We start from the raw sequence: 18,311 nt of genomic DNA, 5'->3' as shown, positions 1-18,311 counted from the left end.
TGTCATCCGTTACGCCCGAAGTCGCAGACGTTGCAGCCAGGACGAAGTGGCGCCCAAGGCGTCACGCAATTGTTGGGCAGTGATGGTGCGTTCTGCCGGGTCGAAGCTCAGCGCGGTTCGCAGCGCTGGCCAGCCGTGTTTCGGTAAGTTCGCCGGTGCTTGCAGTTCGCGCTCCAGGTGCTCGTCGCGGGCCTGGTTCGAGGGCAAGCGGCGGAACGGGTGTTTGCCGCCCGCCAGTTCGTAGATCACGCAGGCCACGCCGTACACGTCCGCGCTGGCCGACAACGGTTGGCCCTCAAGCAGTTCGGGGGCGGCGTAGCCCGGGGTCCAGGCGTTGAAGCGTTCGCGGCTCAGGTGCGGCAGGCCGGGCATCACGCCCTCCTCTGCCTGACCGAGGCCGAAGTCGAACAGGCGCAGGCCGTCTTCGCTGAGCATGACGTTGCTCGGTTTCATGTCACCGTGCAGCACGCCGCGACCGTGGGCGTAGGCCAGCGTGTCGAGCAGCGGCAGGACGATGTCGCGCAGTTCTTGCCACGGCAGGCCGAGGGGCCGCTCGCAGAGCAATTTGTCCAGGGTCAGGCCACGCATGTATTCCATGGTGATGAAGGCCCGCTGGCAGTCGGTGTCGACTTCAAAGGTGTGCGCACGCACGACGTTGTCGTGGCGCAGGCGTCGGGTCAGGGCGAACTCGCTGTAGAGCAAGGCACTGGCGTCCGGCGATTCGGCAAATTCTTCGCTGAGGATTTTCAGCGCAATGTAAGGGTCGGGATCACCGAACTGTTCGTGCAGCAGATCCCGCGCCCGGTAAACGGCGCCCATGCCACCGGCCCCGAGCAGACGCTCGAGGTGGTAGCGACCGGCGAGTACATCCGGCAGTGCACCGATGCTGGCCTTGGTTGGCGCCAGCAAAGGTTCTGCTTTGTTTTGCTTGGCGAAGGCGAAGTAGGTCAGGTTGTTGGCCTGTTCTTCGCTCATCAGCAAGTCATCGACTGAGGATTCGATTTCAGTCATTGGCGGATCACCACGGCTGTCAGGTTGTCGCGCGCGGCGCCACGCAGGGCGCCGTCGAACAAACGTTCCAGCGCCACGTGCGGCGCGCTGAGGCTGAGGGCGTTGCCGAGGGCATCGCTGCTCAGGCCCTGATACAAACCATCGCTGCAGAGCAAAAACGCATCGCCCGGATAGACCTCGAGCTCCAGTACATCCAGAGTCAATGTTTCGGCCGCGCCAACAGCTCGGGTCAATGCCTGAGCCGCCGGATGCGCCGCCGCTTGTTCGACGCTCATTTGCTGTTCGTCGATCAGTTGCTGTTGCAGCGAATGGTCTTTGGACAGCTGATACAGCCGCTGCCCACGCCACATGTAACAACGGCTATCACCGGCCCAGATGCAGGCCGCGCGATTGCCTTCCACCAACAGCGCCACGACGGTGCTGCCCATGATGCTGTCGTGACGTCCGGCGGTGACCGTCAACTCCTGCCCCAAACGCCGGTTCAGCCAGTGCAGGCACTGGCGGATGGCTTTGAGGCGTTCGTCGAAGTCCTCGTGTTGCGGCAGTTCAGCCAGGCTGGCGACGATCAACTGGCTGGCGATGTCGCCACCCTGATGACCGCCCATGCCGTCCGCGACCACCCACAGCCCCTGCTGTGGCGAGTCGAGGAAGGCATCTTCGTTGCGCGCCCGCACCTTGCCCGGGTCGGTACGCGCCGCGCTGCGCCAGGCACTGGCCACCAGCATCAGAGCTGCACCGGCATACGGAAGGTGCGCAGTACGCCCATGTCGAACGGGTTCGGCGTGCGCTGGCTGGTCAGCAGGTAGTTGGCGCGCAGGCCACCTACGTCGGCTTTCAGCACCAGCACGTCGCGACCGCTCAGGTATTCGGTCTGCATCAGGTCGAACAGGCGGAACAGCGACCATGGGCCGGAGTTCTTCTCGATGCCGATCGGGCGACCGGCCATTTTGTCCATGACCAGACTGGTGCGACCGTCTTCAGCGTCGGTCGGCCATTTGAACGACATTGGCAGGATCGGACCGTGGCGGTATTCCATGGTCTTGTCGCCGAACTTGAACTCGGAACGGCTGACCGCCGGGTCGAGGGTGTACGGCTCCAGTTTGAACTGCACGGTCGGCTCGGCCGGGTTGATCGAGAAGAAGCTCTGACGAATCGTCAGCGCGGCGGCCATCTGGTCGAGGTACATCTTCGATACCGGCAGGCTGTGACCGTCGACACTGCGCATGCGGTAGTTGCCCGGATCGCCGCTGACGAACGGACGCATGTAGCTGTCGAAGAAACGGTCGACGGTGCCTTGAGCGCGGAAGAACTCGCGGAAGTCGCTGATCGCCACGTCGCTGGTGCTGCTGGCGCTGAACGGATAACGCTTGCTGATGGTTTTGCCATACACGCTGTACAGCTCGTTCTGATAACGGCCGTTCAGGTATTGGTAAGCATCGTTGAGCACCAAACGCCACGAGTCTTCAGCCAGCACGTTGAACCACACGCTGAGCGGACGCGGCAGACGGCTGGACGCATTGCGCAGGTTGGTCAGCGCATCACGCTGGCCGCTCATGCGGGTTTTCGCCATTTCGAACGCGGCTTGTTCCGGCGTACTGGAACGGGCCAGACCGGCCAGTTGCAGTTGCAGATCGTTGAGCGCGCTCAGTGCCGGGGTCAGGTCCGCCGCCGGGCCGTTGTTGTCATCGAGCAAACGATGCAGCGGTTCGAAGCGGCGTTGCAGCGATTTCTTCGCGGTGTCCGGCAGGGTCTTCGCCACGTTCAGGGCCGAAGCCTTGTCCGCTGCGGCGGCGGCAAGTTTGCCAACCTTACCCAGTTTGCCTTTCTGCCCGGCCAGCGCATCAGCAGCGTCGCCAGCTTCTTCGACAGGGTCTGCAGCGGCCTGGAAGCGGGTGTTCTCACGCACTTCAGTGAGCAACGCCAGTACCGGCGAGTTGGCTGAGGTCAGGCCCGCCAGTTGTTCGGCGCCTTCACCGGCGTCGCTGATCGGCGGCAGGGCAACCTGGCCAACCGCTTCGCTCCAATAGTTGGCGTAGTCGCGGAAGTACAGTTGCTCCAGCTCGACCATCAGACGACGCAAGTCCATGTCGCTGATGCCCGCGCCTTCACCCAGCACCCAGTTGTCACGCAGGATGTCGGTAACCAGCGCCGAACCCTGTACCGAGAAATACTGCTGATAACCGGTTTGCGTGTAGAAGCCCGGGATCACGTATTCGGTGCCGATAAACAGCGAGCCTTGTGGACCGAGGTGTTGGCTGAAACGGTAGTCCGGCAGGTTGCGCGCCTGCTCGCGGAGCATGCGGTAAACCACCGTGGCCAGCGATTCGCTGCGCAAGACCTGACGCGCCTGAGTGACCAACTGATCGTTCAGCGGGTAGATAAACGGCTGCTTCAGCAGACGTTCCAGATGCGCGCTTAAACCGTTCTGCACAGCGGTGTTGCCGGTGTAGCGCGTCGACCAGTCAGTGGCGACCCAGTCCTTGAGCCACGCGGCATCGCGACGATCCTTCATGTTCAACATCAGGTACGCGCGCAGGCTGTTGAGCAGGCGGTCGCGGTCCTTCATGTTGGCGCGGATCTGCCCTTCGAGCATCGTCGCTACCCGTGGCAGCAGTTGCTTTTCAAGCTCGCGCTCGTAAGCCTCTTTGACCACTGGATTGACGTCTTCGCCCTGATACAGACCGCCACGTTCGTGATACGAAACGTCGCCCTTCTTCGGGAACACCTGCGTCGCGGCGTAGCTGCTGTCGAGGGTTTTCAGTACGCCCATGGCGTCATCACGCGGCGACAATGCCGTGCGTTGTTGCGTCCAGTTCTGCGCCAGATTGCGCAAGTTTTCCAGACGCTCGTAGTTGGCCGAGAAACCGCCCGCCCAGAGCATGCCGAACAGTGCCAGCGCCGCCAGTGCGCCGACGTACAACGCACGTTGGCCCCAATGAATACGGCTGCGCTCGCGCTTGTCCAGACCGGCCAGGTCGGATTCAGGGAAAATCACCTGGCTGAACAAGTGATGGATAAACCGTGAACGACCGCTGCGCAGGGTCGGCAGCACACCGGCATTCAAGCCGAGGCTGGCACCGATGCCGGCGGTGGTCGAGTCCATCTCTTGAGTCAGGTGCGGTGCGCTGGTCAGGTAGAAACCGCGCAGTTGCGTGGCACGCTGATAACGGTTGCCAGTGAACGCCATGTCGACGAACAGGCACAGGCGCTCGCCGATCTGCCCGAGTTGATGCGGGAAGTCGAGGATGCGGCCACGGCGCTGAGTGTCGCGCTCGGAGTGCATGCGCATGATCACTTGGCTGTTGAGGCGACGCAGCAGTTCTTCGAACTCGTTGCGCAGCACAGCGACGTCGGTGCCGACCTGATCCTTGCGGAAGCTGGTGCCGAGCACTTGATCGCTTTCTTCGCGGGTCAGTTGATCGAAGAACTCGTCGAAGCCGAGCAGCTTGTCAGCCTTGCTCAGGACCAGATACACCGGCACATCGACGTGCAGTTTCTGATGCACGTCTTGCAGACGGCCGCGAATCTGGCGCGCGAGGGTGTCGATGTCCTGCTCACTGCCACCGAGCAGGGTTTCCACCGGAATGGTCACCAGCACGCCGTTCAACGGACGCCCGCGACGACGCTTGCGCAGCAGCTCCAGCAATGTCGTCCAGGCACCGCCGTCGACTTCCACATCCGGTTGCGTGGTGTAACGCCCGGCGGTGTCGATCAGCACACCGTGGTCGGCGAAATACCAGTCGCAATGACGGGTGCCGAGGGTGTCGCGGGTCAGCTTGCGGTCGATCTTGTTGATCGGGAATTCCAGACCGGAGAAGTCCAGCAGGCTGGTCTTGCCGGAAGCCTGCGGACCGATCAGCAGGTACCACGGCAAGTCGCTGCGCCAGCGCTCGCTGCGGCCGCGATACAGGCTGGAAGTCTTCAGGGTTTTCAGCGCGTCTTTGAAGCGCGCCTTCAACTCCTTCTGTTCTTCGTCGATCAGCTCTTCACGGCGAATGCGATCCTGGCCGTCTTCGCTTTCTTCCTCGGCTTTCTTGCGGATACCCGCGCGCCAGCTGACGAAGACCATGGTCAGGCCCCAGATCAGGAACAGCACGGCAATGGTCAGCAAGCGCGAGGTCGGGCTCTCCCAGAACTTGTAATCATCGACTGCCAACAACGGGCCGACGAACCACACCAGCAGCGCCACGAACAGCACCAGCAGCAAGGTCCAGACCCAGGTCTGGCGCAGGAAGGCGCCGACTTTCTTGAAAAACTTTTTCATCACACGTCCCTGTTTACGGCTGCGACTGCGGTTGCACCGCGGCCGGATCAAGCGGCTGATAAGGTTGCAGAACGGTGTCGCGCTGCTCGCCCAAGACCCAGGCGAAGCCCGAATACATCACCACCAGACAGACGAAAGTGAACAACACCACCATCCACGCCGGCACAATGCGCACCAGGTTGCGACGCTGATCGTTGAGGCCTTCCCAGTGCGGCGACAACTCGCGCGGCACGTCGCCACGCAACTGACGGATCTGCCGATACAGAGCATCGCGGATGCCTTCGAGTTCGAGCATGCCGCGTGCCTGGACGCGGTACTTGCCCTCGAAACCGAGGGACAGGCACAGGTACATCAGCTCGAGCATCGGCAAGTGCTTGACCGGGTTCTTCGACAGTCGATCGAGCAACTGGAAGAACTTCTCGCCACCAAAGGTTTCGTTGTGGAAGCTGCTCAGCAGGCTCATCTGCGACCATTCGCTTTCGTTGCCCCACGGCGTGGTCACGACAGCTTCGTCGACCACGGTGCAGAGCACGTAACGCGCGGCCATCACCTGGCTGCTTTCGGCGCCGTTGTGCAGGGCGCGTACTTCAAACAGCTTGAGCCCGGCAGTCAGGCGCTCGTTGAGTGCGTACAAGTCTTCGCGGGTTTCGCTGTGCTTGAGACGCACCACTTCCGAAAGCAGCTCGGACGAGGCCGCGACCAGCGAATTGAGGCTGATGTTGAACGCTTCGGCCGGGCGCAGGCGCGCGGCGTAGATCATGCGTTCTTCCAGTTGCTCGAAACGCGGCGGCGCGGCGAAGTCGGTCAGCGGACTCGATGCCGGTCCGTGGCCCTGACGATCGAGCAGGACGGTTTTGTCGTCCTGGTTGTAATCCGTTTCCTTGATCATGTCGGTCAGTTCCTGATGGCCCAGAATTTCAGTTCAAGCTCGGCGAATTCGCCGGACACGTGGAACGCGAAACCGCCGGAGCGCTCGAGTTGTGCCAGGTCTTCGGAACTGAGTTCGAGGATGAAATAGGTTTTGTTCGAATGGAACGCGATCTGCCGCGGGGCCACCGGCAACGGTTTGACCTTGATCCCCGGCAAGTGCAGGTTGACCAGTTGGCGGATACGCTCCACCGGGCCGACCTTGAGGTGCGCCGGCAAGCGGTGGCGCAGTTCTTCGGAGTCGCAGTTGGCACTCGCTGCCAGCACGAACGACGCCGAGCCAAGCAGTTTGTGGTCGTGCAACGGCGAGACGATGATGCCGTACTGACGCGCTTGCAAAATCAGTTCGATGGCGTGCTGTTCGAGCACCATCGACAGCACCTGACGAATTGCTTCCATCAGTTTGCGGAAGCTCCCGCCCTGGTCGGCGTGGGAGTAGCGACTGTCCAGACGCGGACGTTTGCTTTCGCCGGAGAAGGTCGCCAGATCGCCGAGCATGGTCAGCAGCGTGCGGTACAACTCTTCCGGGTGCACTTGCTCCAGGCCGAGGTAGTGACGCAGCAGCAGTTCGGTGCGGTTGATCAGTTGCAGCATCATGAAGTCGCCGACCTCGGCACCGCCGACCTTGCCGTTGGAGCGAATCCGCTCGGCAATCGTGTCGCCACGGTGGTTGAGCATGCTGATGACTTCTTTCAGGCACGACAGCAGATAGCTGGAGGCGTGGGCCTGAATGTAGGTCGGCACGAAGTCCGGATCGAGGCTGATCACGCCGTCGGGCGTGGTGTCGAGCACGTCGCAGATCTTCAGCTTCACGTAGGCCTGATCGCTCTGCTGCTCGCCGAGCAACAGTTTGAAGTCCGGGCGACCGCAGCTGACCTGGCTGGCGGAATCGTCGCCGGCGTTGGAGTCGGCCACTTCAGCGTCGTACGCGGTGTAACGCGCGAGCACGTCGGATTGCTCCGGACGGCGCGACTCGATGTGGTTACCGGTGACCAGCGGCAGCGCCAGGTAGATCGGCGTGTTGCCGGTGTTCGGCGGTACGTCCAGCGCCAGCGGCTCGGTATTGCCACCCAGTTCGAACAGGCTGCCGTCCGGCAGAATCCCCGAGGCTTCACTGATCACCAGTTTGCCCATGTTGAGGAACTGCAAGTCGATCTCCAGATTGAGGAAACCCCAGGTGTAGCCACCGAGCAATTGCGTGCGGGTTTTCATCTGGTGATCGTAATAACGATCGTTGTGCTGGAAGTGCTGCGGACGCAGCAGCATGCCTTCCTGCCAAATGACTTTATGGGTATTCATGATCAGTCATCCGCCTTGGCGAGCACTTGATTGGTGTTGCGGATGCCAGTCTGATCCAGAGTCAAATCGACTTCGGTAACTTCCAGCGGAGTGATCTGAACGGTGTGGCGCCATTGGGTGTCGGGCAAGTCGCGGTAAGCGGCGAGAACGCCCACATAAAGGCTGCCCTCTTCCACCTTGAGCTTCATTTCCACGGTTTCACCCGGGCGCAGCTCGAGTTCTTCGCTGGCCACCAGATCCGGGTTGAGGGATTCCTTGGCGCGTTCGTAAAGGCTGAAGAAATCAGCGTTCTCGAAGGTCACCGGGTGCTTGAGTTCGAACAGGCGCACGACGATCGGCGACGGCCGACCGTTGAGGTCCGGGTTGAGCTGATCGCTGCCGGTCAGCTTCAGGTTGATCTTGGTCACTTTCGAGTACGGCGACAGCGACGAGCAACCGGCGAGCAGCACCAGCACGGTGAGCGCAGTCAGCGTCTTGAAAAAAGCGGTCGAGCGGCGAGACATGCGCATCATCCTTGGTGGTCGGTGTGGAGGGTGGAGATCAGGCGGATCTGTTCTTCGTAAGCCTGGGCAAAATCGCGGGCCAGCAGGCGCTCGCTCCAGTCATCGTCCTGACGCAGCGCCTGGTGATAACGGCCGAACGCTCTCCAGCGCCCGCCCGATGTCGCGATCAACGGCTTGTTGTCACGCTCGAAACGCAGGGTCAGTTGCTCCGGCGAGAAGTGCTCCAGGGTGCCGCGCACGGCGGCGCGGCTGGCGGTCAGCAGTGCAACTTGATGCGCCTGAAGATCGCGGAACGCGCGGGAGATGGCTTGCTCGGCCGGCAGATGACCGGGCTTGCTTGGCTGCAACAGAATCTGCAGCGCTTCGCTCGGATCGACGGCGAATTTCAGCGGGTTCTTGTTGGTGCCTTGCACGGTGGTCTGGGCCAGACGCAGTTCGTTTTTCAGCTCGGAACGGGTACGCAGGCTCTGCTGCAGACCGCCGATGCTTTGGCGCAACAGACGCGCAGCGTTCAGCGCCAGGGCTTCGCGTTCGTCGTGACTGAGGCCTTTGACGTCGACGCCCAACGCCGCACCGAAGTGCTCCCAGAAACCTTCGCTTTGACGCTCAACGGCTTTCGGTGCCGGAGCGGGCTCAGGTTCGACGGGGGCTGCAATCAGCTCCGGCACCATCAGGCTTTCCATGTCGATGCGTGCGTAGTCGGCGCGTTGACGGGAATCCTCAGGCTTGGTGTTCGGCGCCAGCAGTTCGTCGATTTCCGAGTACACACGCTCTTGCTGCTCGAGGGCGTTGAGCGGATCGAGATCGAGGAACGCGTCGTCGGGAATGATGCTGCCAGCGGCGCGTGGACGACCGACTTCACCGTCGAAGGTCGCCGGGTCGCGTACCAGGCGCGCGCGAATCTCGAAGTCGCCCAGCACGTAGGTGCTGCCGTGTTCGATGCGCACCGGTTCGCCTTTGTGCAGGCGTGCGCCGCTCTCGCCGTCCTGGACACCGTTGCTGCTGGTGTCGGTGAGGAAGAACGTGCCCTCGCGGTAGCTGACAATCGCGTGGTGATTGGACAGGTGACGCTTGCGGTCAGGGATGATCCAGTCGCAGTCCTCGCCCCGCCCGATCACGCCGCCAGCCTGTTTAAAGGTCTTCTGGCACAACTCGGTGGGCACGAACTGCTTGGTGTTCAGCATTTCGAAAACCAATTCCATGTTTGATGCTCCTTGCGGTCACTTGCCGCGATTGACCGCTTGCGGATCACCCAACGGGCGATAGTCGTTGTCGTTGAATTTGTAGTTGCCGCTACAGCCGCCCAGGCCGCATAGAACGACGAGGGTCAGCAGGACAGCTTGCCAGTGACGAACAGACATCAGAGGGTCTCCAGGGGTAGACAAAGCACAAAGCGCCGACCCTTGCGGGCGGCGCTGAAATTGGTTTTTGCGAGGATTTCGATGACGTTTTGCCTACCCATCGAAATCTCCCAGATTGATGTTCAAACGGCCGAGCCGATACAGCAGCGTGCGCCTCGGCAGCCCGAGTTCGCGGGCGGCGAGGGTCTGGTTGCCGTCGTTTTTGCGCAGGCAGTCGAGCAATAACGTGCGTTCGACCTGCTCCAGACGTTCGCGCAAATTCAGGTGGCTGTTGTCTTCCGGCATCGGCTCCATGCGCAGGGAGAAATGCTCGGCGAGCAACTCGCCGCCTTCACACAACAACACCGCACGCTCGACCAGAGCCTTGAGTTCACGCACGTTGCCGGGGAAGTTGTAGCCGGACAGATGTTCCAGCGCGGCACTCGACCAACGCACCGGATCGCGTTGCAAATACGTGCAGGTCTTTTCGGCGAAGTGCTGGGCCAGTTCGAGGATGTCGCCGTCGCGCTGACGCAGCGCCGGCAGCTCGATCGGGAATTGCGCGAGGCGGTAGTACAAGTCCTCACGGAATTTGCCCTCGCTGACCAGCGTCGACAGATCGCGGTGCGTCGCGGCGATGATGCGCACGTCGATCTTGTGGGTGTCGTTGGAGCCCAGCGGACGAATCTCGCCTTCCTGCAATACGCGCAAGATCTTCGCTTGCAACGACAGCGGCATGTCGCCGATCTCGTCGAGCAACAGCGTGCCGCCATTGGCCGCATCGAACAGCCCGGCGCGGTCGCGGTCGGCACCGGTGAAGGCGCCTTTGCGATAGCCGAACAGCTCGCTTTCCAGAAGATTTTCCGGAACCGCCGCGCAGTTCTGCACGATGAACGCCTGAGAACGACGCGGGCCGCAATCGTGAATCGCCCGCGCGACGACTTCCTTGCCGGTGCCGGTTTCGCCGCGCAACAGCACGGTGTACGGACTGTGCAGTACTTTGCTGATCAGCGAATGGGTCTGGCGCATCGCTGCGCTTTTGCCGATCAAGCCATAACCACTGATGCTCGGCACGCTGCGTGCCACTGTTGCCGATTCCGCCAGCGGTTGACGCAGGCGTTGCAGCAGATGCAACTGGCCAAGCACGAACGAGCCGAGCTGGCCGAGGGAATCAGCGAAGCCTTGCAGGTGGGTGCGACGACGGCTGGCGCATAGCAGCAAACCTTCAACAGCTTTGTGCTGATTGACCAGCGGCACGCACAACAGCGACTGCCACGGCGAGGTCGCCGCCGGCAGAAAACTGGTTTCGTGCAGGCTGCCGCTCAAGTCATCGAGGCACACCACGCGGTTCTGGCACAGGGCGAATTGCAGCAGTTGCTCACCGTTGTAATCCGCTGGCAGGCTCGCCGCTTCGCGCGGTTGCAAGGCGCCGTCGAGGCATTCGGCGTTCATTCCCAGGCACGTGTGTGTAGCGTCGAGCAGATACAGCTGCGTCAATTCGCAACCGCTCAACTCGGCCAGACCGCGCACGAAGTCACCCAGCAACGCAGCACCGTCCGCCGCGCGCGACAGACTGGCGAACTGCGCCAGCAACGCTTCGGCATAGACCAGTGGCTGCGGCACCTGAGTGAACATCACACCCACCTCAGGCGAACTCGCAGGTCACGCTGGCATCGCCGTCGATCGTGGCGTGCACGCGCTTGAGGCTTTCACCGGTGGCCATGGCGTCGAGCAGACGATCCGCCACCAGCGGCAGCACGTGCTGATCGAGCAGATGGTCGATCAGGCGCGCGCCGCTGTCGCTTTGCGTGCAACGCTCGGACAGGTGATCGACGAGGTTCTGGCACCAGCTGAAATCCAGCTGACGACGATTGAGGCGCTCGCCGAGACGACCGAGTTTGATCTCGATCAGCTCGCGCAATACCGGGCCGCCGACCGGGTAGTACGGCACCACTTTCATCCGCGCCAGCAGCGCCGGTTTGAAGTGTTTGCTCAGCACCGGGCGAATGGTTTCTTCGAGGACTTCAGCGGTCGGCCGTGCGCCGTTCTCGCAGAGGTCGCTGATCTTGTCGCTACCGAGGTTCGAGGTCATCAGGATCAACGTATTGCGGAAGTCGATCTCACGACCCTCGCCGTCGTTGGCCACGCCTTTGTCGAAGATTTGGTAGAACAGGTTAAGCACGTCCGGGTCAGCCTTTTCGACTTCATCGAGCAGCACCACCGAGTACGGCTTCTGGCGTACGGCTTCGGTGAGCATGCCGCCCTCGCCGTAACCGACGTAGCCTGGTGGTGCGCCGATCAGACGGGAAACGGTGTGCTTCTCCTGGAACTCGGACATGTTGATGGTGGTGATGAAACGATCACCGCCGTACAGCAAGTCAGCCAGGGCCAGCGCGGTTTCGGTTTTACCGACACCGCTCGGGCCGACCAGCAGGAACACGCCGACCGGTGCGTCAGGCTTGTTCAGGCCGGCAGCGGTGGCGCGCATCGAGCGATCCAGTGCGTGCACGGCTTGTTCCTGGCCGCGAATGCGCGTGCGCAGGTCGGTGGCGAAACTGGCGACTTTGGCGTTGTGTTCGCGGGCCAGTTGCGCCAGCGGCACGCCGGTCCAGGCGCTGATCACTTCGGCGACCAGACGCGGGCACACTTCGAAGCTGACCAGACGCTCTTTGACTTGGGCGGCGGTCAGGGCGCTGTGGGTTTCGTTGAGTTGGGCTTCCAGCGCTTCGACGCTTTGGCCTTCTTCGACTTCGGCGGCAACGGTTTCGATCACGGTGCCTTCGGCGTCTTCTTCAACGGTGACCACGGGTTCGACCGCTGCAGCTTCGCGGGCCTTGGCCAGTTGCTGACGCAATTCCAACAGGCGCTCGGCCAGTTGCTTCTGTTCAGTCCACAGGGTTTCCAGCGCGACCATTTCGTCTTCGGCTTCGTCGAGACGAGCTTCCAGAGCATCCAGCGCTTCGTGGTCGATCAGCAGACCGGCTTCGGCATCGCGGCGCAGCGCCTGACGCTGGCGGCCACCTTCAGCCAGTTCGCCACGCAGGCGCTCTAGACTTTCAGGGGCGGCGGCGAGGCTGATGCGTACGCGGGCGCACGCGGTGTCGAGCACATCGACGGCTTTGTCCGGCAGTTGCCGACCGGCCAGATAACGTGCGGACAATTCCGCCGCCGAGACCACCGCGTCATCACGCAGATAGATGCCGTGGCTCTTCTCGTAAACCTGGGCCAGACCACGGAGGATGGTCACCGCTTCGCTGACGGTCGGTTCGTGCAGTTGCACCGGTTGGAAACGACGGGCCAGCGCCGGGTCTTTCTCGAAGTATTTCTTGTACTCGGCCCAAGTGGTCGCAGCGATGGTGCGCAGTTCGCCACGGGCCAGCGCCGGCTTCAGCAGGTTGGCCGCGTCGGAACCGCCCGCGTTGCCGCCCGCGCCGATCAGGGTGTGGGCTTCGTCGATGAACAGAATGATCGGTTTCGGCGAGGCTTTGACTTCGTCGATCACGCCTTTGAGACGACGTTCGAATTCACCTTTGACGCTGGCGCCGGCCTGCAAAAGGCCCATGTCCAGCGACAGCAGTTCAACGCCTTTGAGCACTTGCGGTACTTCACCGGCAGCAATGCGCGAAGCCAGGCCTTCGACGATGGCGGTCTTGCCGACACCGGCCTCACCAACCACGATCGGGTTGTTCTTGCGGCGACGGGCGAGGATGTCGACCATCTGGCGGATCGCGCCGTCACGGCACAGCACCGGGTCGAGTTTGCCGTCGCGGGCCTGCTGGGTCAGGTTGTGGGTGAAGCGCTGCAGCAGCGATTCGCCCTGCGCGGCAGGTTTACCGTTGGCCGCCGGTTGCTCCTGTTGCGACAGGGCAAATTCTTTCAGGCGATCGATGTTCAACTTAGCGAGCAGCGGCTGATAACGGCTGCCGGCATAGCGCATCGGATTGCGCAGCAGGGCGAGGATCAGCGCGGCGTCTTCGACCTGGGTCTGGCCCAGTTCGAGGTTGGCCACCAGCAGCGCGTCTTGCAGCCACTGCACCAGTTCCGGGGCGAACACCGGATTACGCGAAGCGCTGTGTTCGACGCGCGATTGCAGCGCGGCGCTGAGCTCACCGGCGTCGACGTCGGCATCCTGCAGTGCGCGCGACAGCAAGCCGTTCGGACGCTCGAGCAGGCCGAGCATCAGGTCTTCGACAAGGATCTTGCTACCGCCACGGGCCACGCAACGCTCGGCGGAACGTTCCAGATCACGACGGGTTTCGGCGTCCAGCGCCTGGATGAGTTGTTGCAGGTCTACGTTGATCATGGCTCACGTCCTTAATGAATTTTGCTGCCCAGGGTCACCACGCCGTCCGCTTTCTCGCGGCCCAGCCAACTGGTCCAACCGAGGCGACAGGCGTTCTGCTCACCGATGCGCAGTTCGCGGATTTCTTCCTGGCGCAACACCAGGCGGATGTCGTAATCGAGCGGGTCACGCAGGGTGAACCGCACCAGCGCGCAGAGCGGCTGGTAACCAAAACCGATCGGCAGGAATTCATGGAATCGCTGCCAGTCGAGTTCGGTGATGTGAATGCGGAATTTGCCGCTGCGGTCGCGCACGTGTTCGCCGAGCACAAGGTCTTCGCCGAGCAGGCTGTTGGCGCGGCCCAAACGATTGCGCTGCTCTTCGAGAATTTCCACGCGGCGCTCGATGCACTGCTCGATGACCAGGTCTTCGTGCTTGAAGTAGTAACGCAGCACGGCTTCGATCAGCGCCGCCGAGTGCGCCCGCAAACTGAGCAGACCGAGGTATGGCAGCAGGCGTTTCCAGTTGAGTTCCTTGGCCTTGCGAATCTCTTCGCCGCCCAGACCGATCAGGGCGAACAGCTGCGAGGAAAACGGGTCAATCGCGCCGCTCTGGAAGCTCGCGCGGTAGCGGTATTTGCGCCAGATCGGCAGCATCAGCCGTTGCAGGCGATGGTGAAACAGGTCGAGGAAGTTGCGCGTCGGGTTGCCGTCTTCGCTGTCGCCCAGGGCTTGTTCGCCGTAGAACGCCGGCAACGGCGAACCCGAGCCGACCAGGCCGATCAGGTTGAAACGCATGCGCGCGCGCATCTGCCCGTGTTCTTCGAAAAACTCGACGCGATCGACGTCGCTGCGCGGAAAGCCCAGGCTCGGGTTGGCCTGAAACTCCACGTGGTCGTACAGATCGTCTTCGCTCAGGTACGGGTGTGCTTCGCGCAGCCGGTCGATCACCAGCAGCACGGCCTGAAACAGCGAGTACTCGCGTATTACCTTGGTCAGCCCGCTTAAAGCAGGGGCTGCAGGCCCATACGTGGTGTCCATTGGTACACCTCTCCCTGTGTGCTTTTTACGCGCAGCTCATGAAATGAATTGAGACTGGCGTAAAGCGCGAAAAACTCGTTAAGAACCGAAGCGAAAACGAACAGGTCGCCTTCGCCGATGTACCCTTCCGGGTCGATGGTCAGTTCGGTGCGCAAACCGCGCACCGGCAACCCACGGTGCAAGCGGTCGACGTGGTGATGCTTGATGTGCTTGAGGCCGCCGAGCAGGCGTTTGCTGACCTTCTCCGCGTGCTGGTCGTAGTAGCGCGGCAGGTCATAGGTTTCGAGAATCACCTTCAACGCATTGACGTCGGCCAGCGACAGATAGTTAAGCGACATGTTGCTGATCAGCTTCCACAGGAAGTCACGGTTCAGCGGTGGCGCGAAGCTCGACGTGGCCGGGGTGATGTTGCGGAAGCTCAAGAACTCCGGCGTCTCTTCGCAGGCCATGCAGATGTCGCCAAGCTTGAGCTTGCGCGGCAGGTTCTGGTTGGTGCAGATCAGCTCGATCGACAGGGTTTCGTGGGCTTCGGTGTGGCGGATGCCGAAGCTCAGGTAGGTGTCGAGGCCGTCGTGCAGCAAGGACGAACGCTGGCGGATGCTGTAATGCGGACGGCTGTTGGGCACGTCGAAACTCGGGTCGTGCTCGAAGGATTCGAACGGCACGTATTCCTGATAACCGAGGCCGCCGGGCTTCCAGCCGGTCACGGTTTCCACCGAAAACACACCGCAATTTTCCAGATCGTATTCCGCCGGCAGCAACAGGTATTCGTCCTGCTTGCCATCGAGGCGAATCGGCAGTGCGTCGTGGGCGAACAGGTTGGCAATCGGCGTGCAAAACAGCTTCACATTATCCAGGGTCGGACGCATACGCATGATGCCGCTCTTGCGGATATCGAAGCGCAATTCCAGGCCGCGCATCTGCTTGAGGGTGTCTTCCGGCAGCGCGTTGATGATGTCCAGACCGTTGACGTCGACGAACAGGAACTTGTCCTGAAAGGCGAAGTATTCCTGCAGGTAGCGATAGCCGCGGAAGGTGTTCAGCGGATACGGGATCAACGCTTCTTCTTCGGCAAAGCCCACCGGTTTGACCCGATCACCGGGAATCTTGAACGCCATCGGCTTGCCGCTGACGCCATCAATCGGTTTACCGGCGCCGTCGAGCGGGATCAGTTCGATGCCTTCAAGGTTGCGCAGCAGGCTCAGATAAAGCATCTGGCTGATGTAGCGCTCGCCGGCAAAGTGCAGACGCAGCTTGCTCAGTTCCAGTTCACCGAGGTGGCCGTCGGCACTCATTTCCAGACGCAGGCTGAGCAGCGAGCCGTCGCCCTTCACCGAGTAGTTCAGCGCGGCCAGATCCAGCGGCAAGACTTCGGTCGGGTAGCAAGTACGGAAGCGGCAACGCACGTCTTCGATCGGTTTGCTTTCAATCGGTGTATCACGCTCGACGCGCAACGCAGGCCCGGAACGCTTGAGCGGATCGAACTGCAAAATACTGAACGCCGGCAGCGGGCGCATGTAGTTCGGCCACAGCAACTGCATCAGCGAATGGCTGAGTTCCGGCAGCTCGTCATCGAGCTTCTGGCGCAGCCGCCCGGTCAGAAACGCAAAGCCTTCGAGCAACCGCTCCACGTCCGGATCCCGCCCGGCCTGCCCCAGATACGGCGCCAACGCCGGACTACGCTCGGCGAAACGGCGACCGAGCTGGCGCAGTGCGGTGAGTTCGCTTTGGTAGTAGTGGTTAAAGGACACGGGTTACCTGCCTGGTAGTGGAACTCATCAAAAAAATATCCTGTAGAGCGCGACCGTCACGCCGGCACAGACGTAACCGCCAATCAGGAGAAACGGCACAATCGAGATCCAGCCGTACGCCATGTAGGCATCACTGAGCTGACCGACGGCCAGACTGAGCAAGCCATACAGCATCCATGGCACGGCATAGAACGGGATGAACTTCACCGGCGCCCACCAAACCATCCGCAATGCCTGCTGCTCGTTGCGGCTCTGCGCCGATCGGGACATCCATAGCGAAAAACCCAAAAGCCCGGGAATTCCCCACCACAACAGGTACTGCCAATAAATCCCGGACGACTCGGGTGTTGAATACTCGCCATTCCACAGGTCATAGGAACTGATCGCCAACACCGCCAGCAATGGCCACCATAAGGCCACCATGAAGAAGCTCAGTTGCGCACGACTAAGCATGAGCATCTCACTTGATGAGTCGGTCATCGGCGAACCTCCACAGCGTGATCCATGCACCATGTGCGGACATCGCGCTTGTCGAAGCCTGCGCACCCATTGTCTTTTGCGATCACGCGATATGAATGTTCAGGGACGTACGCAAAAAAGTAATAGTTGTCCCTGTCCTCACCGTAGAGCCAGTAAGACGAAGAACCTTGATTGATTTCGTAAGGTTCGAATGTCCAGATGGACGACTGCGCAGGGATAAAATTTTCGCGGTCCATCAGCAACATAAAAGCGTTGGAAAGCGCGTGCGCAGCAAAATAGAGCATGCAAGCGAACGCTCCCACCACGAGTAGCAAGCGCTGCAGCCAAATCATTGCGAAGCGACCTGAGTCGGTCATGCGTCCGTCTCCTGCCCCGGGGTCGCTGGCACGTATTTATTCATCGCTGCGCAACTCCCTGTTTTTGCGGCGTGATCGCGACACCCGTATAGACATAGAGCTCTTCACCGCCGTAGCCACCAATTGCCGCAGTGCTGAGTGGATGGCTGTCCCTGGTGCCATATCGAACCCAGCCTTCAGTCCACATCCCACCATTTTCGTGACGAATTTCCACGTAATAGTCCGGCGCTTCGTGCTTGGTAATCTCGACGAATACCCCACCATCCTCGGCGCCAATCCACAACGCGTGGGGATGCGCGAACAGCTTTGGTTCGGTCGAGCTTTCCATTCGCACCAGCAGCGCGAAGCCGACCAGAATCGTCAGCAAACCGACCGAGCTGAGAAAAGCGATGAGACATTGCCAGGCTCTGAGTTTCATCGAGCCAACCCGAACAAGTGCTTCATGGGCAGAAAGCCCCGGTATCGACCGTCCACGAACGGACAGCTTTTTCTTCAGTTTTTTTGATGCTCGCTACTGCCTTTCGCAAGGTCTGCGCGTCGATGGACTTAGTCGCGTTCTGGCTTTTGATCGACAGGCTGTACTGGTCGCTGATCTGACCCGATACGTCTTCACCGAATGACTGGTAGTTGCCGATGGAACTGCGCTGGTTCGGGTTTAACGTGAAACTGCGTGGCTGATCGTCATAGTTGGAGTCGTTCGCCAACGTCAGCTCCAGTGGTACTCCACACGTGTTCAGCAGGTAAACATCATTGCGATAGACCTGCTGCGTAGCGCATGCAGTCAGCGAAACGAAGCACGCGAAGAAGCTTACCCATCTCATCATCAAAATCGTCCTTGGCAGTTTCATGGACAAACCGAAGCCTCGCTGATTGTCCACTCGCGCTGGTACACCTGCTGAGCAGCACAGCCATAAAGGGAAACGAACGGCAAGATGAGACCGGTCAACCTAGTCATCGAACTCGACCCTTGCCAGCCAAAGCAGGCTTTTGACGTCCTGTTCAGACGCCGCCATTCTCTTTTGCAGATCAGCGGAGGACTGCGTGTAACTGCTGAAGTA

16 protein-coding genes are annotated in these 18,311 nt (G+C 61.1%); all 16 read right to left on the bottom strand.

What is annotated here, in order from left to right; all coding sequences use genetic code 11:
• Window positions 1-9: 9 nt before the first annotated feature.
• The 16 genes from ACOYXJ_RS10085 to ACOYXJ_RS10010 all read right to left on the bottom strand — a co-directional run bounded on the left by ACOYXJ_RS10085 (window position 10) and on the right by ACOYXJ_RS10010 (window position 18,077).
• A complete protein-coding gene (locus ACOYXJ_RS10085; protein WP_460369267.1) occupies window positions 10-1,011 on the bottom strand; it encodes a serine/threonine-protein kinase in 1,002 nt (333 codons plus the stop codon).
• Window positions 1,008-1,736 carry a PP2C family protein-serine/threonine phosphatase gene (locus ACOYXJ_RS10080; RefSeq protein WP_007920303.1) on the bottom strand — a complete coding sequence of 243 codons (729 nt, stop codon included), beginning with the start codon at window positions 1,734-1,736 and terminating at the stop codon, window positions 1,008-1,010. Before ACOYXJ_RS10080 ends, ACOYXJ_RS10085 begins: the two co-directional genes overlap by 4 nt.
• Complete coding sequence (gene tssM / locus ACOYXJ_RS10075) at window positions 1,736-5,275, bottom strand: type VI secretion system membrane subunit TssM (protein WP_460369265.1); 3,540 nt, start codon at window positions 5,273-5,275, stop codon at window positions 1,736-1,738. Before tssM ends, ACOYXJ_RS10080 begins: the two co-directional genes overlap by 1 nt.
• A 13-nt stretch (window positions 5,276-5,288) precedes the next feature.
• Window positions 5,289-6,164, bottom strand: a complete 876-nt coding sequence (icmH, locus tag ACOYXJ_RS10070; RefSeq protein WP_016985783.1) for a type IVB secretion system protein IcmH/DotU — start codon at window positions 6,162-6,164, stop codon at window positions 5,289-5,291.
• Between the two features lie 5 nt (window positions 6,165-6,169).
• The gene (gene tssK / locus ACOYXJ_RS10065; RefSeq protein ID WP_007920300.1) at window positions 6,170-7,501 is read right to left on the bottom strand and encodes a type VI secretion system baseplate subunit TssK; all 1,332 of its coding nucleotides are present in this window, start codon (window positions 7,499-7,501) and stop codon (window positions 6,170-6,172) included.
• Window positions 7,502-7,503: 2 nt separating this feature from the next.
• Entirely contained in the window at window positions 7,504-8,004 is a 501-nt protein-coding gene (gene tssJ / locus ACOYXJ_RS10060) for a type VI secretion system lipoprotein TssJ (RefSeq protein ID WP_007920299.1), read from the bottom strand.
• Between the two features lie 5 nt (window positions 8,005-8,009).
• Complete coding sequence (tagH, locus tag ACOYXJ_RS10055) at window positions 8,010-9,206, bottom strand: type VI secretion system-associated FHA domain protein TagH (protein ID WP_007920298.1); 1,197 nt, start codon at window positions 9,204-9,206, stop codon at window positions 8,010-8,012.
• 18 nt (window positions 9,207-9,224) lie between these two features.
• Window positions 9,225-9,365: a hypothetical protein gene (locus ACOYXJ_RS10050; protein ID WP_007920296.1), complete on the bottom strand. Its 141-nt coding sequence runs from the start codon at window positions 9,363-9,365 to the stop codon at window positions 9,225-9,227.
• A 93-nt stretch (window positions 9,366-9,458) separates the two neighbouring features.
• A complete protein-coding gene (locus ACOYXJ_RS10045) occupies window positions 9,459-10,979 on the bottom strand; it encodes a sigma-54 interaction domain-containing protein (protein ID WP_460369262.1) in 1,521 nt (506 codons plus the stop codon).
• 10 nt (window positions 10,980-10,989) lie between these two features.
• Window positions 10,990-13,647, bottom strand: a complete 2,658-nt coding sequence (gene tssH / locus ACOYXJ_RS10040) for a type VI secretion system ATPase TssH (RefSeq protein ID WP_460369260.1) — start codon at window positions 13,645-13,647, stop codon at window positions 10,990-10,992.
• A gap of 11 nt (window positions 13,648-13,658) precedes the next feature.
• Window positions 13,659-14,666, bottom strand: a complete 1,008-nt coding sequence (gene tssG, locus ACOYXJ_RS10035) for a type VI secretion system baseplate subunit TssG (protein ID WP_034152087.1) — start codon at window positions 14,664-14,666, stop codon at window positions 13,659-13,661.
• Window positions 14,630-16,417, bottom strand: a complete 1,788-nt coding sequence (gene tssF, locus ACOYXJ_RS10030) for a type VI secretion system baseplate subunit TssF (protein WP_122596749.1) — start codon at window positions 16,415-16,417, stop codon at window positions 14,630-14,632. Before tssF ends, tssG begins: the two co-directional genes overlap by 37 nt.
• A 27-nt stretch (window positions 16,418-16,444) precedes the next feature.
• Window positions 16,445-16,897: a hypothetical protein gene (locus tag ACOYXJ_RS10025; protein WP_460369257.1), complete on the bottom strand. Its 453-nt coding sequence runs from the start codon at window positions 16,895-16,897 to the stop codon at window positions 16,445-16,447.
• Window positions 16,894-17,253: a hypothetical protein gene (locus tag ACOYXJ_RS10020; RefSeq protein WP_007920282.1), complete on the bottom strand. Its 360-nt coding sequence runs from the start codon at window positions 17,251-17,253 to the stop codon at window positions 16,894-16,896. The genes ACOYXJ_RS10025 and ACOYXJ_RS10020 overlap by 4 nt, the downstream gene beginning before the upstream one ends.
• Before the next feature lie 40 nt (window positions 17,254-17,293).
• On the bottom strand, window positions 17,294-17,671 hold the full coding sequence (locus ACOYXJ_RS10015) for a hypothetical protein (RefSeq protein ID WP_460369255.1): 378 nt from the start codon (window positions 17,669-17,671) through the stop codon (window positions 17,294-17,296).
• A 22-nt stretch (window positions 17,672-17,693) separates the two neighbouring features.
• Window positions 17,694-18,077: a hypothetical protein gene (locus ACOYXJ_RS10010; protein ID WP_460369253.1), complete on the bottom strand. Its 384-nt coding sequence runs from the start codon at window positions 18,075-18,077 to the stop codon at window positions 17,694-17,696.
• Window positions 18,078-18,311: the final 234 nt, after the last annotated feature.

It is taken from the genome of Pseudomonas sp. Tul2A7, assembly GCF_054790505.1.
This window is presented reverse-complemented; position numbering and strand designations above follow the sequence as displayed.

Excerpts from the sequence above, each read along its gene's own strand:
- ACOYXJ_RS10020 (WP_007920282.1), bottom strand. The coding sequence starts at position 17,253 with ATGACCGACTCAGGTCGCTTCGCAATGATTTGGCTGCAGCGCTTGCTA.
- ACOYXJ_RS10050 (WP_007920296.1), bottom strand. The coding sequence starts at position 9,365 with ATGTCTGTTCGTCACTGGCAAGCTGTCCTGCTGACCCTCGTCGTTCTA.
- tssJ (WP_007920299.1), bottom strand. The coding sequence starts at position 8,004 with ATGTCTCGCCGCTCGACCGCTTTTTTCAAGACGCTGACTGCGCTCACC.
- tssG (WP_034152087.1), bottom strand. The coding sequence starts at position 14,666 with ATGGACACCACGTATGGGCCTGCAGCCCCTGCTTTAAGCGGGCTGACC.
- tssK (WP_007920300.1), bottom strand. The coding sequence starts at position 7,501 with ATGAATACCCATAAAGTCATTTGGCAGGAAGGCATGCTGCTGCGTCCG.
- tssH (WP_460369260.1), bottom strand. The coding sequence starts at position 13,647 with ATGATCAACGTAGACCTGCAACAACTCATCCAGGCGCTGGACGCCGAA.
- ACOYXJ_RS10080 (WP_007920303.1), bottom strand. The coding sequence starts at position 1,736 with ATGCTGGTGGCCAGTGCCTGGCGCAGCGCGGCGCGTACCGACCCGGGC.
- ACOYXJ_RS10010 (WP_460369253.1), bottom strand. The coding sequence starts at position 18,077 with ATGATGAGATGGGTAAGCTTCTTCGCGTGCTTCGTTTCGCTGACTGCA.
- icmH (WP_016985783.1), bottom strand. The coding sequence starts at position 6,164 with ATGATCAAGGAAACGGATTACAACCAGGACGACAAAACCGTCCTGCTC.
- ACOYXJ_RS10025 (WP_460369257.1), bottom strand. The coding sequence starts at position 16,897 with ATGACCGACTCATCAAGTGAGATGCTCATGCTTAGTCGTGCGCAACTG.
- ACOYXJ_RS10085 (WP_460369267.1), bottom strand. The coding sequence starts at position 1,011 with ATGACTGAAATCGAATCCTCAGTCGATGACTTGCTGATGAGCGAAGAA.
- tssM (WP_460369265.1), bottom strand. The coding sequence starts at position 5,275 with ATGAAAAAGTTTTTCAAGAAAGTCGGCGCCTTCCTGCGCCAGACCTGG.
- tagH (WP_007920298.1), bottom strand. The coding sequence starts at position 9,206 with ATGGAATTGGTTTTCGAAATGCTGAACACCAAGCAGTTCGTGCCCACC.
- ACOYXJ_RS10045 (WP_460369262.1), bottom strand. The coding sequence starts at position 10,979 with ATGTTCACTCAGGTGCCGCAGCCACTGGTCTATGCCGAAGCGTTGCTG.
- ACOYXJ_RS10015 (WP_460369255.1), bottom strand. The coding sequence starts at position 17,671 with ATGAAACTCAGAGCCTGGCAATGTCTCATCGCTTTTCTCAGCTCGGTC.